We start from the raw sequence: 13,390 nt of genomic DNA on the forward strand, positions 1-13,390 counted from the left end.
CACCTGCAAAACACCGCAAATCATAGCCCTAAAAATGACCGTAATGAAAGGACTATGTTGTTTCCTCCAAAAACAACACTTTAGCCATCAAAATAGGGGATATAAGCTATCCTAAAAATCCGGCAACAAAACTCTCGACAAAAACAAACCTTGCTTAAAACAGCTTAAACGAGGTCAAGAATTTTTGTTTTCAATAAAATTTGGAGTTGTGCAACAGTTACCGCTGTTATAGGCAGGTTATATTATTTAATTTTTACCGATTACCATCCAGGGCCATTTTTTTCCGAGCATGGTTCAGCTAGTTTTCCCCAATCATTATAATCCATCGGTGGCTCTCCATTTTCTGCGAGTTCATACATTTTATAAAATCGTTCGAAATAATCTAGATTCAATTCTGAATAATTTTTCCCTTCATTTATTAATTTAATTCGGCCTTTTGTTATAGCTTCCCAAAAAAGTTTTTGATTTTCGGGAGTTAAACTTCTTATGTCTAAGTATCTATTAACCCAATCGTCAATTCTTGAATTATAAAATCCATAGCAACTATCGCTTTCAATTTCGATATCTTCTATTGGTATTTGTAATTCTAACCAATTAGCTAAAGGTAAGCCATTTTCAATTGATTTTAATTCTCTAATTGCAATTTTGATAATATAATCATAACCTGACCATCTTCTTGAAAAACAACGACCGTCTTTGTATATGATAAAACAACTTGCCATATGATATTGCTTATTTTTAAGTTTAGTTGGGTTTAACTTGCCTATAACTAGATTATATACGCAATTATACGACAATTTTCTGAATGAAGACAATTTTTCTACTTCTCTTTGAGGTGTGTTGACTGTCAATGAGTTATCCATTTGCTTCATTTCGTAAACTGGATTTCTTATCTCTAAAAAAAATTGCGCATATTTGTAAATGACAATACAAAAAACGAATAGATATGGACTCTCTATCAAAAGTTTTTAATCCCCTTTTATTTGAGTTTCAAATAGGGGAGCATCAAGAAAAATCGGTGATATGGATTAGTTTTCCTTACACACTCCAAGTAAAACTTCACCTTAAAACCCATACAAAAGCCCGATGGAGTCCGGCAAATAAAAAATGGTATGTACCCGACATCCCCCATTACCGAAACCTTTTCCAATTGGAACAAAGATACTACGGAAAATCGGCATTTAAAGACATTCATCCGATCAATCAACCGGCTTTGGAACGGTTCACCGAACAACTTCTTCTCAAAGGATATAGCCCAAATACCATTCGCACTTATACCACAGAATTTTCCCAACTTCTCAAAACCATCCGGCATCATCCCGTAGATGCGCTAACCGCAGAAAAACTCAGGTCTTATTTTCTCTATTGTATCAAAAAATTGAAACTTTCCGAAAACTTGGTTCATAGCCGTATGAACGCTGTGAAATTTTATTTCGAAAAGGTTTTGCATCGCGAAAAAATCTTCTTAGACATTCCCCGACCCAAAAAGCCAAGTTCCTTGCCCAAAGCTATTTCTGCAAATGATATCAAAAAAATGTTTGAGGTGACAGAAAACCCCAAACATCGTTTACTGCTCAAATTATGTTACGGAATGGGATTACGCGTCAGTGAAACCGTCAGTCTCAAATTAGAAGACATTGACACTCAGCGCATGCAAGTACTCATCACCCGTGCAAAAGGTAAGAAAGACCGATATGTAAATTTACCGGAATCTATTTTGCAGGAGTTTCATTCGTATTGCGACGAATACAACCCCCGGGAATATCTATTTGATGGCCGATACGGCGGGCAATATTCAGTCCGTTCCGTTCAGATGGTTTTTAAACAAGCCATGCAAAAAGCCAAAATCAACAAAAGAGTAGGAGTGCACAGCTTGCGACATTCCTATGCCACGCATCTGATCGAACAAGGAACCGACATTCGCTTTGTACAGGAACTTCTGGGGCATAAAAACATCAAAACCACCATGAGTTATACAGGATTGACCGACCAGACCAAACGTAAAATCAAAAGCCCTCTGGATAATTTATAAGTATTTAATTTCTAATATTTTGAAATAATTTTATTTGAATGAAATGCGAATTCTTGCTAAAATTCAATTAAAATAAAGAACTAATTTTTTGAATCGCCTCGATAAGCCCGAATTAGAAAACAAATAACAGGAATAAATATAAGTCCCAACGTCAGAGGCAAAAACCATTTACCTATTTGAGCCGTTTCCTGATGAGCATTTCGGATGGTCAGATAAGTAGCCATCCCAAAAATAATAAGAATCACCAGTTTTAGACAGCGAAGCATCCTTGTAGAATTCCGGTATTGATACCTGGCATTTTCTTCGATAATTTTATCCGGATAGTTAAAGGTATGCGGATATTGGTTCAAAATGCTAAGTCCGATAAATAGAGCCGTTGCAACCAAAGGTAATCCTAAAATCGAAGATTTACTACCAAAAGCATCTGCTTCGCCCGTGCCGTTGTAATGCGTGGGAATGCTTTCCGGTAAACTTGGATAGCTGACCAATACCAAAACCCAAATCGCAAAAATCAAACCTCCACCCATAATCTCCAGAATTTTGTCAGATCTTGTAAGTTCTAATTTAATTTTTGGTCTGCCTGCCATTGCTTAAATTTTTAGAGTAAATATATCATTTGAAATTTATAAAATATTTTTAAACCTATCAAAAGGGTAGTATCATTCTCAAATGCGGACAGTCATGGCTTCAAAATACTAAATCCTTACACCTTAGCTCAAGAGATAGATTTCAACAACAAAAAAACGGAAGCCTCAAAGGCCTCCGTTTCATTATAAAAAATCAATTTTTAATTTTCAACCAACACCCATTCACCGCTTTCGATCATCGGTTGAGCTTGTTTGTATTTCAATTCTTGCTTCTCTCCGGTACTCACATTTCGGATGGCGACTTTGTCGTTTCTTCCGATTTTGGTTACGGTGCGCGGCGCTGTTACTTCCGGTTGCTGTGCAGGTGCATTCGTTGCAGAAGTAGAACTACTGTAATAACCATTATTTCCCGATGGAGTAGGAGTAGCATCTGCACCACGGTTGGTTTCAACTTTTTCTTGTTTCACCTGCTTTGCCTGCTGAATTTGTTGAGGGTCTGGTGTAGGTAATTCTCCTTTAAACAAGAAAGAAATAATTTCCTTGTTCACACGGTCAAGCATTCGCTGGAACACAAAGAAAGATTCTTGTTTGTAAATCACAAGCGGATCTTTTTGTTCGTAAACCGCATTCTGAACCGAACGACGTAAATCGTCCACATCACGCAAATGTTCTTTCCAATGTTCATCAATCAGGCTCAAAACGATTCCTTTTTCAAAATCCTTTACCAGTTTTTTACCTTGTGTTTCATAAGACTCCTTCAGATCTGTTACAACCATCAGTGTTTTAATTCCGTCGGTAAAAGGAACCTGAATACGGCTGAACTGATTGGAAGGATTTTCATAAACGCTAGCAATGATCGGATAAGCTTTTTCGGCTTGCAGATCTATGTGTCGCTGATAATCTGCAACCGCTGCTTTGTAAACTTTCTCAGTCAGATCACGAACAGAAGTCGATTTGAATTCGCTTTCCGTAATCGGTGTATCCATTGTGAAATATTTGATCAGATCAAATTCAAGCTGTTTGTAATTTTCATTGTTCTTAGCTTCGGCCACAATAGAAGCTGCCGTATCATAAATCATATTGGCAATGTCCACATCCAATCGCTCTCCGAACAATGCATTTTTTCTTCTTCGGTAAATTACCTCACGCTGTTTGTTCATCACGTCGTCATATTCCAACAAACGTTTACGAATTCCGAAGTTATTTTCTTCAACTTTTCTTTGCGCTCGTTCGATGGATTTAGAAATCATCGAATGCTGGATCATATCGCCTTCTTTGTGTCCCATTCGGTCCATCAGTTTGGAGATTCTTTCCGAACCGAATAATCGCATCAGATTATCTTCAAGCGAAACATAAAACAACGAACTACCCGGATCTCCCTGACGACCGGCACGTCCACGCAACTGACGGTCAACTCGTCTGGAATCGTGTCTTTCCGTACCGATGATTGCCAAACCACCGGCTTCTTTTACTTCCGGTGTAATCTTGATGTCGGTACCACGTCCCGCCATATTTGTAGCGATGGTCACCACACCCGGACGACCTGCTTCGGTCACGATGTCGGCTTCTTTTTTATGCAATTTCGCGTTCAATACATTGTGCTGAATTTTTCTAAGTTTAAGCGCACGGCTCAACAATTCCGAAGTTTCAACATTGGTGGTACCCACAAGTACGGGGCGTTTTTGGTTTTCTGCCAGATCCACAATGTCTTCAATTACTGCATTGAACTTTTCGCGGTTTGTTTTATAAACTTTATCCTGTAAATCAAATCTTGCAATCGGACGATTGGTCGGGATAGCCACCACGTCCAATTTATAAATCTCCCAGAATTCGCCTGCTTCCGTTTCCGCCGTACCCGTCATACCGGCCAATTTGTTGTACATACGGAAGTAATTCTGCAAAGTTACCGTTGCAAAAGTCTGGGTAGCCGCTTCGATTTTCACATTTTCTTTCGCCTCAATCGCCTGGTGCAATCCATCTGAATAACGACGTCCGTCCATGATACGACCCGTTTGTTCATCCACAATTTTTACTTGACCGTCCATTACCACATACTCCACATCTTTTTCGAATAGGGTATAGGCTTTTAATAATTGGGTTAACGTATGAATTCGTTCGGATTTGATGGAAAATTCACGGAAGAATTCTTCTTTTTCCTGGTATTCTTCTTCTTTTGGTAAATTTTTCGCTTCAATTTCACCAATCTTGGTTGCTACATCGGGCAAGATGAAGAAATTCGGATCTTCCATTCCTTGGGAAAGATATTCAATTCCCTTATCAGTCAGATCCACCTGATTGTTTTTCTCGTCAATCACAAAATAAAGGTGCTGATCTACTTCCGGCATTTCACGGTTATTGTCCGCAATATAATGTCCTTCTGTTTTTTGTAATTGCGTTCGAACTCCTTCCTGACTTAAAAACTTAATCAAAGGCTTGTATTTGGGTAATCCACGGAATACCTGATACAAATGGAAACCACCATCTTTTCTATCGCCTTCTTCAAATAATTTTTTGGCTTTGTTCAGGGTTTTACCTAATTCTTCACGCTGAATGTTGAAGATTTTTTCAACTTTTGGTTTCAAGGCATCAAATTCCTGACGGTCGCCTTGAGGAACCGGACCTGAAATAATCAAAGGCGTTCTCGCATCATCAATCAAAACCGAGTCCACCTCATCGACAATCGCGAAGTTCAGTTCACGCTGAACCAGACCTTCGGGTGTATTGGCCATATTGTCACGCAGGTAGTCAAAACCAAACTCATTATTGGTTCCATATACGATATCGGCTTTGTACGCCTGTCTTCTTCCTTCTGTATTGGGTTGATGGTAATCGATACAATCCACACGCATTCCGTGGAATTCAAAAATCGGTGCCATCCAAGCCGAGTCACGTTTGGCAAGGTAATCGTTCACGGTAACCAAGTGCACACCGCGACCTGACAATGCATTCAGATAAACTGGAAGTGTTGCGACCAAAGTTTTACCTTCACCCGTTTGCATTTCAGCGATTTTTCCTTGGTGAAGCGCCGTACCACCGATGAGCTGAACGTCATAATGAACCATATCCCAAACTACTTCCTTTCCGGCAGCATCCCAGGAATTATGCCATTTGACTTTTTCTTCGTCTACGACTTCCACATAGGATTTTGTGGCAGAAAGTTCACGGTCAAATGGGGTAGCGGTTACTTCAATTTCAGAATTGTTTTTGAAACGCTTGGCGGTTTCTTTCACTACGGCAAATGCTTCGGGAAGAATTTCCATCAGGATTTTTTCTTCTATCTCGTAAGCTTCTTTGTTGAGCTTATCGATTTGCTCATAGATGCCTTCTTTATCATCAAAATTTTCAGTGGTTTCTGCTTTCTTTTTCAGATCGGCAATCTCTTCTTTTTGTGCTTTGGTGGCTTCTGCCAATTTGGTTTTGAATTCAGCTGTTTTGGCTCTCAGTTCGTCATGGGACAGATTTTCAATCTGCTTTTCAGCTTGCAATGCTTTTTCAGCATATTTCTGTAATTCTTTTACGTCTTTCTGATTTTTATCGCCTAAAAAACCTTTTAATACTTTTTCAATAATACTCATAATTCATTTTTTTCATCAAGGACGAATCGGTTTCCCGATTTACAAATATACGTCAATGAAAAGGTTTGCTTGTTTATTCGAAATAAAAAAGCCCTTTTTTGGGCTTTATTTTTTAATATTCATCTTCATTCCAAAGGAAATCATCATCGGTCGGATAATCAGACCAGATTTCTTCAATACTTTCATAAGAATCGCCTTCATCTTCAATGGATTGAAGGTTCTCCACTACTTCAAGCGGAGCGCCGGTACGGATTGCATAGTCGATTAATTCATCTTTTGTTGCCGGCCAGGGAGCATCACTTAAATAAGATGCCAGTTCTAAAGTCCAATACATATTCTAAACTTTATAATATTTGGTTATTTACTAAATCTACGGCCTGACAGTAAATCAGGCGGCTTTGCGGAATCAAAAAATCTGCCAAAAATATTTGTGTCAGTTATTGATTACAAATTTTCTATTTTTGGGCAAATGTATCGAAAAAAATGACAAATAAAATAAGTAATTTATTCAAAGTTAAATATCCCATCATTCAGGCCGGAATGATTTGGAACAGCGGATGGAAACTTGCTTCAGCAGTGAGTAATCAAGGAGGTTTAGGACTGCTAGGAGCCGGAAGTATGTACCCAGATGTGCTTAGAGAACATATTTTAAAAACTAAAAAAGCGACCGATAAACCCTTTGGAGTAAACCTACCGATGCTTTATCCCGATATTGAAAAGCATATTGAAACTATCATAGAGCTGCAAGTTCCTATCGTTTTCACATCTGCCGGAAATCCAAAAACTTGGACGCAGATACTTAAAAACGAAGGCATTACAGTTGTTCACGTCGTGAGCAGCGCGAAATTTGCCATCAAATCCCAAGACGCAGGAGTAGATGCAGTAGTGGCAGAAGGTTTTGAAGCGGGCGGACATAATGGCAGAGATGAAACCACGACTTTTTGTCTGATTCCTGATGTCAAACGGAAAATAGAGATTCCTTTAATTGCTGCGGGAGGAATTGCTACTGGCCGACAAATTGCTGCAGCTATGCTGCTCGGAGCCGACGGAGTTCAAATCGGATCGCGATTCGCCGCCACTTATGAATCTTCTGCACATAATCGTTTCAAAGAAATAATTGTTAACACAAATGAAGGAGGAACAGAACTTACTTTGAAAGAATTAGCACCCGTTCGATTGATTAAAAACGAATTCTATCAGGAAGTTGTTCAGGCTTATGAAAAATGTGCGACCAAAGAAGAACTAATCGAATTATTGGGAAGAGCCCGCGCCAAAAAAGGAATGTTTGAAGGCGATTTGGTCAATGGGGAATTGGAAATAGGGCAGGTGGCTTCGCTAATTGATTCCGTGGTTTCAGTAGAAGAAGTTTTCAATGAAATTCTCAGCGAAATCCGAAATCTGGACTTTGGGTTTCAGAAAGACTTTATTTAAATATTAAATGATAAAGCTTTAATTCAAAACTTTCCTGATTTTTTCCTGATTCCATTTCAAGGCATCAAAATGCGCATCTGATTTGATGAAAATCATTTTACCATCGGGAAGAATGATGGCTGAATTTCCACAGAAATTGGACTTGTGAAAATATAGGTTTTTCAGAACGCCAGCAGTATCAGTCAAAACACGCTCGTCCCAACTGATTATTTTATTAAAGTTATTTCCGGGTTCTTTAAAATGAAAGAAGGACAAATTTTTTCTTTTTGAAATTTCTTCGAGAACGAAATTCTGTCTTTCAGAGATGACCGTTTTTATATATTCGTCGGTTTGCTGATCCAAATTATTCCAGCAAGATTCCCTGTCATAATCATATTTGATAATGATGGTGTCTTGGATTTGACCAAAGTTATACTTTTTCAGTTCGTTTTTCAATAAATCAAATTCAGATGAACTCAATTGTCGTACCTGATCTTGACCGGAAATCCCCGATGAATTACAATGAATAAAAACCAGACAAAAAAACAGGATAGGTAGGAGTTTTGACATTTGGATTTAATTATTTCTTATAATTCTCCGGATTCAAAGCACCCGGTGACCAGGATTGAAGAAATTCCATTACCAGTTTTTTGCTATGGCCTTTTCCTTCTTCCAGATAACCCGAACTTTGGGTGTGAATTCTTTTACCGTTTCCATCCAAAACCACAAAAACCGGAAATCCGAAACGTTGCGGAAATTCCAAAGTTTCCAAAACATCCAGATTTTGATTTTCTTTGCTGTAATTCAAATGAACCACTTCGAAATTTTCTGCGATATAGGCTTTCAATTCTTCGTCCGTCGTAGTCAAATCATGAAATAATTTACACCAGCCGCACCAGTTTCCGCCAATTTGAATCAGGATATGTTTATCGTTTGCTTTAGCTTGAACAACCGCATTTTCAATGTCTTTTTTCGCATCGGCCTCCGGATTGTAAGCATTGAATTTCTCTTGGGCCTGAGCGATTTGAAGACTGAATATGAATAAAATTATTCCGATGAAATTTCTCATAAAATTAAAATTAATAAGCACCAAAGATATTACATTTGAATTTGTATTTCAGGAATTTAACTTTCAGCTTATAAATTATTTCTTAGATTCATTTTTCATTCTGATAAATAATTATATTTGTTGTTTGATTTTGAAAGAACCTATTTTTATTTAATTTAAATCAAGTTTTAAGAATTGAAAGAAAGATTTTTCAAAGAATTAACTCCATTTGAGGGAATTATTCGAAAAGTAATGTGTTCATTAAGGGTTTAAATAAAACGCAAACAACGAAAGCAGAATTATTTAGACAAAATTTTAAACCATTATAAACACAAATGAATACAAGATATTTAGATTTAATTGAGCAATCCTTTTATTTTCCTACGGAAGAATTTAAGCTGGTAGACGGCAACCTGCAGTTCCATGGTATTGATGTTATGCAACTTATTGAGGAACACGGGACACCGCTGAAATTTACCTACCTACCAAAAATTTCACAAAACATCCAGAAAGCCAAAGGCTGGTTTGATGCCGCACGAAAAAAACTCGGTTACAAAGGAAAATACAGTTATTGCTACTGTACCAAAAGTTCGCACTTTCACCATGTTTTGGAAGAGGCACTGAAAAATGATATTCACATCGAAACTTCCTCGGCTTATGACATCAATATCGTAGAAAATCTTTTGGAAGAAGGATTGATGACGACGGACCAATATGTGATCTGCAACGGTTTTAAACGCAATCAATACATTGAAAACATTGCGCGTCTAATCAACAACGGTCACAAAAAGGTAATTCCGATCATCGATAATTTGGAAGAACTTCCGCTTTTATTGGAAGCGACCGATAAAAAACTGGAAATCGGAATTCGGATTGCTTCGGAGGAAGAACCAAAATTTGAATTTTATACGTCCCGTTTGGGAATTGGTTATAAAGACATCGTTCCTTTTTATAATAATTATATCAAAGATGAAAAAAATGTAAAGCTGAAAATGCTGCATTTCTTCATCAATACCGGAATCAAGGACAATTCTTATTATTGGAACGAACTTACCAAATGTCTGCAGGTTTATGTGAAACTAAAGGAAGTTTGCCCAACTTTGGACAGTTTGAACATCGGTGGTGGATTCCCTGTAAAGAATTCGCCGAGTTTCGAATTTGACTACGCTTATATGGTGGAGGAAATCCTGAACCAGATCAAAATCATCTGTGACGACTGGGAAATTCCTGTGCCGCATATTTTTACGGAATTTGGAAGTTTTACAGTAGGAGAGAGCGGTGCGATGATTTACAAAGTTCTTCAACAAAAAAAGCAAAACGACCGTGAGTCCTGGAACATGATCGATTCTTCATTCATGACGACTTTGCCCGATGCTTGGGCGATTAATAAAAGATTTGTATTATTTCCAATTAACCGTTGGCAGGACAGATATGAACGTGTTTTATTGGGCGGACTCACTTGCGACAGCGATGATTATTATAATTCCGAACAGCACGTCAATGCGATTTATTTGCCGAAATTTAATACCAATAAACCGCTTTATGTAGGATTTTTCAATACGGGTGCTTATCAGGATAACATCAGCGGTTTTGGTGGAATTCACCATTGCCTGATTCCCCAGCCTAAATATTTACTCATTGACGAAAATTATGAAGTCGAAGTGTTTTCCGAACAACAAACCCACGAAGAAGTTTTGGATATTTTAGGTTATAATCAGTACCATAAATCAAAAAAGAAAAACGATAAAACAAAATAAAATGAGCAAAGGACCTGTAAGTAAGTTTATTGAACACAATTACCGTCATTTCAATGCGGCTGCTTTAATGGACGCAGCAAAAGGATATGAAGCACACCTGAACGAAGGTGGGAAAATGCTGATTTCACTGGGCGGAGCTATGTCAACGGCCGAATTGGGCGTTTCATTAGCTGAGATGATCCGTCAGGACAAAGTACATATTATTTCCTGTACAGGTGCCAATCTGGAAGAAGATGTAATGAACCTTGTGGCACATTCTCATTATAAAAGAATTCCAAACTGGAGAGATTTGACGCCTGAACAGGAGCGAGAATTACTCGATACGCACTTCAACCGAGTGACCGATACTTGTATTCCCGAAGAGGAAGCTTTCCGTCGTTTGCAAAAGCATTTAGAAGATGTTTGGCACGCAGCTGAAGAAAAAGGAGAACGCTATTTGCCGCACGAATACCTTTATCAAGTCGTGAATTCAGGTGTTTTGGAAGAGTATTATGAAATCGATCCGAAGGATTCCTGGATTGTGGCAGCGGCTGAAAAGAATTTGCCGATTGTATGTCCGGGATGGGAAGATTCCACTACCGGAAATATTTTCGCTTCCAACGTCATCAAAGGAAACCTGAAAGCTTCGACTGTAAAATCAGGAATTGAATATATGATTTATTTGACCGAATGGTACCGAGCGAATTCCGATGGAAAAGGTGTAGGATTCTTCCAAATTGCCGGAGGAATTTCGGGAGACTTCCCGATTTGTGTGGTTCCCATGATGTACCAGGATTTGGAATGGACAGATGTTCCTTTCTGGTCGTATTTCTGTCAGATTTCAGATTCCACCACTTCTTATGGATCTTATTCGGGAGCCGTTCCAAATGAGAAAATTACTTGGGGGAAACTGGACATCGACACACCAAAATTCATGATTGAATCGGATGCGACTATTGTTGCACCATTGATTTTTGCTTGGATTTTAGGACAATAAGAATTTAACGAATATAAATAATAAAACCGGTGGCTGAAATTTTCTAAGCTACCGGTTTTTCTTTTTGTAAGAATCCTATCCTTGATTCTCCAAAGACATTCGGGTATATTCCAACACAAGCGCACCGAACCAGTCCCAGTTAACAGAATTCAGCGGATATTTTTGCATAAATTCGGCATTATCCCCAAAGAGAAATTCATAATTATCTTCAAAATCAGCTTTTTTCAGCCAAATCACTTTATCGTTCTTTTTTACATAATAGGACTTAATGACGCCACCGCCGAAACTGGGAGAACCGCCTACCGAAAATCCTTTTGTTTCTTTGGCAATCGGATCGTGATAAACTTCGATGATATTACTGAAATCCGGATTGATCAGCTGCATTAAAAACTCTTTTTCCTCTTGTTTGTTTTTGAGCGAAACCGCCTGATTGACAAAGTAAATTTCATCATTGCTGGTAATCTTTTTCACACTGTTACGATTCCCCATTCCATAATTACTGAATTTTTGCGTAACCTTTCCCCACTTCTCAAATCCGCTCGCAAAAAGATAAGCTTCTTTAATCTGACTCGCATTATAAGTATTCTTTTTGTTGGTAATACTGTCCTTGAACACAATTTCATGGATTTGACCTTTTTTGGTTATTACCGCAGTGCAATAACCTTTGTGTTCGGAACCGTCTTTCATAATTACCGTAGAAACTTTTTTGGTAGCAGGTTTGTCGAAACCTTCATTGAAATAGTAGGTTTTCAGCATCTTCAGTTCCGAGTCCGAATATTTAACTTTTTGCGCAAAAGCGAAACCGCCAATTACCGCAAACATCAGCAGAAATAATTTAGTTTTCATGTCTTTTAAGTTTTAAAATGATGATGCAATATTGAATATTTAATCTGAATCTGAGAATTTTCAAAAGCAAAATTTCGCATAAAACCATTAAAATAAGGCAATTGCCCTATGAGTTTGAAGGTAATTTGAGGAGAATTAAATCGGAGAATAATTTCTATTTTTAGAAATATTATTATTTCTCAATGAATTTATTCAATCAAGATCAAAACGAAGATATCCGATATGGGTATTCCAAAGCAAATCCGATTAAAGTAGGTGGTAATTTAGCCGGAAGGATTCAAACTAAAATCCACCGTAACGCAGAAAACTTCCCAAAACCAGCATCGCAATTCCTAGAAGCGTAACCATCATCACATGTACCGCCATTTCATTCAGATGATCTTTTCCTTTTCTTAATTTGGGGAGAACTCTCGTTTGCGCACTGATGGCAAATAAAACCGTGGAAAACAACAAGATCAGTTTGATGGAAATAACTCTTTCCATTGGTGAATCAAAATCAAACCATTCGTTCCAGGAAATCCCGAACTGAAGACTCATCCAGACGCCGGTAATCACCAGTAGTAAAAGCGCAGGCATTCCAAGGGGTTCAAAACTTTTCTCAAACCTTAGTAGCTTTTCCGAATCTCGGATGCGCAGAACTTCAGGCAGAATGCGAACAGCCAGATAAAGATGTCCGCCTACCCATACCGCCATGGAAATCAGATGAATGACCAATAATAAATGATGGCTCACGACTGAAAGTTTACCTCAAATTTAGTATAATTTGAGAGCGAAATCACCATTTAAGCTTCGCTTATTTCCAGTAATTCCAGTAAACACCATCAAAAACGGCAATCGAATCGCTCGTAGTATCATAACAAATCATACCCGGATAAGGAGATTTGACGTTGATTTCAGGATCGGCTACTTTCGGTAAAACCAATGCCAGTCTTGGAGACTCCAAAACCAATACGCCCTGAGCTGAACTCGCAGGTGCTCCCATCAAAACTCCGTTCCCTGTATCTTGTAAATCGTCAGCAAAAAGTGGACATTATAATATAAAAACTTAAGGAGTGTTTTCAAAAAAAGAATTAGCTTTAATTATGGGAACACCGAAGAAAAAAAGTACAGAAACATTTGTAAAAGACATTCGCAAGAATACGCGCAGGATTTTTACAGC

General features: G+C 38.1%; 13 protein-coding genes. 4 read left to right on the forward strand and 9 right to left on the reverse strand.

Translation table 11 applies throughout. The features are described 5' to 3' along the window. Window positions 1-260 precede the first annotated feature (260 nt). A complete protein-coding gene (locus WBF63_RS03975) occupies window positions 261-872 on the reverse strand; it encodes a hypothetical protein (RefSeq protein ID WP_424368406.1) in 612 nt (203 codons plus the stop codon). A 74-nt stretch (window positions 873-946) separates the two neighbouring features. Between WBF63_RS03975 and WBF63_RS03980 the strand changes: the two genes are divergently transcribed. Further along, the gene (locus tag WBF63_RS03980; protein ID WP_424368407.1) at window positions 947-2,032 is read left to right on the forward strand and encodes a tyrosine-type recombinase/integrase; all 1,086 of its coding nucleotides are present in this window, start codon (window positions 947-949) and stop codon (window positions 2,030-2,032) included. A gap of 80 nt (window positions 2,033-2,112) precedes the next feature. On the opposite strand, the gene WBF63_RS03985 is transcribed toward WBF63_RS03980, so the two are convergent. From WBF63_RS03985 to WBF63_RS03995, 3 genes are all read right to left on the reverse strand, one after another. Beyond that, window positions 2,113-2,619: a DUF1648 domain-containing protein gene (locus WBF63_RS03985; RefSeq protein WP_424368408.1), complete on the reverse strand. Its 507-nt coding sequence runs from the start codon at window positions 2,617-2,619 to the stop codon at window positions 2,113-2,115. 200 nt (window positions 2,620-2,819) lie between these two features. Continuing rightward, complete coding sequence (secA, locus tag WBF63_RS03990; protein WP_424368409.1) at window positions 2,820-6,194, reverse strand: preprotein translocase subunit SecA; 3,375 nt, start codon at window positions 6,192-6,194, stop codon at window positions 2,820-2,822. A 112-nt stretch (window positions 6,195-6,306) separates the two neighbouring features. Further along, window positions 6,307-6,528, reverse strand: a complete 222-nt coding sequence (locus tag WBF63_RS03995) for a DUF2795 domain-containing protein (RefSeq protein ID WP_084016193.1) — start codon at window positions 6,526-6,528, stop codon at window positions 6,307-6,309. A 149-nt stretch (window positions 6,529-6,677) separates the two neighbouring features. Here WBF63_RS03995 and WBF63_RS04000 point away from each other — a divergent pair, with 149 nt between their 5' ends. Beyond that, the gene (locus tag WBF63_RS04000; RefSeq protein ID WP_424368410.1) at window positions 6,678-7,625 is read left to right on the forward strand and encodes an NAD(P)H-dependent flavin oxidoreductase; all 948 of its coding nucleotides are present in this window, start codon (window positions 6,678-6,680) and stop codon (window positions 7,623-7,625) included. 18 nt (window positions 7,626-7,643) lie between these two features. Here the strand turns inward: WBF63_RS04000 and WBF63_RS04005 are convergent, their stop codons facing one another. Both WBF63_RS04005 and WBF63_RS04010 read right to left on the reverse strand, forming a co-directional pair. Further along, window positions 7,644-8,174 carry a hypothetical protein gene (locus tag WBF63_RS04005; protein ID WP_424368411.1) on the reverse strand — a complete coding sequence of 177 codons (531 nt, stop codon included), beginning with the start codon at window positions 8,172-8,174 and terminating at the stop codon, window positions 7,644-7,646. Between the two features lie 10 nt (window positions 8,175-8,184). After that, window positions 8,185-8,673: a thioredoxin family protein gene (locus WBF63_RS04010; protein ID WP_424368412.1), complete on the reverse strand. Its 489-nt coding sequence runs from the start codon at window positions 8,671-8,673 to the stop codon at window positions 8,185-8,187. A gap of 314 nt (window positions 8,674-8,987) precedes the next feature. Here WBF63_RS04010 and WBF63_RS04015 point away from each other — a divergent pair, with 314 nt between their 5' ends. Beyond that, on the forward strand, window positions 8,988-10,409 hold the full coding sequence (locus WBF63_RS04015; RefSeq protein ID WP_424368413.1) for an arginine decarboxylase: 1,422 nt from the start codon (window positions 8,988-8,990) through the stop codon (window positions 10,407-10,409). Between the two features lies 1 nt (window position 10,410). Beyond that, a complete protein-coding gene (locus WBF63_RS04020; RefSeq protein ID WP_424368414.1) occupies window positions 10,411-11,385 on the forward strand; it encodes a deoxyhypusine synthase family protein in 975 nt (324 codons plus the stop codon). A 75-nt stretch (window positions 11,386-11,460) separates the two neighbouring features. Here WBF63_RS04020 and WBF63_RS04025 read toward each other — a convergent pair whose 3' ends face one another. The 3 genes from WBF63_RS04025 to WBF63_RS04035 all read right to left on the reverse strand — a co-directional run bounded on the left by WBF63_RS04025 (window position 11,461) and on the right by WBF63_RS04035 (window position 13,213). Continuing rightward, a complete protein-coding gene (locus WBF63_RS04025) occupies window positions 11,461-12,231 on the reverse strand; it encodes a hypothetical protein (protein ID WP_424368415.1) in 771 nt (256 codons plus the stop codon). A 282-nt stretch (window positions 12,232-12,513) separates the two neighbouring features. Next, window positions 12,514-12,924 carry a CopD family protein gene (locus WBF63_RS04030; protein ID WP_424368417.1) on the reverse strand — a complete coding sequence of 137 codons (411 nt, stop codon included), beginning with the start codon at window positions 12,922-12,924 and terminating at the stop codon, window positions 12,514-12,516. A 100-nt stretch (window positions 12,925-13,024) separates the two neighbouring features. Continuing rightward, window positions 13,025-13,213: a hypothetical protein gene (locus tag WBF63_RS04035; protein ID WP_424368416.1), complete on the reverse strand. Its 189-nt coding sequence runs from the start codon at window positions 13,211-13,213 to the stop codon at window positions 13,025-13,027. Window positions 13,214-13,390: the final 177 nt, after the last annotated feature.

The organism is Moheibacter sp. (genome assembly GCF_049672845.1).
Classification (GTDB): Bacteria; Bacteroidota; Bacteroidia; order Flavobacteriales; family Weeksellaceae; genus Moheibacter.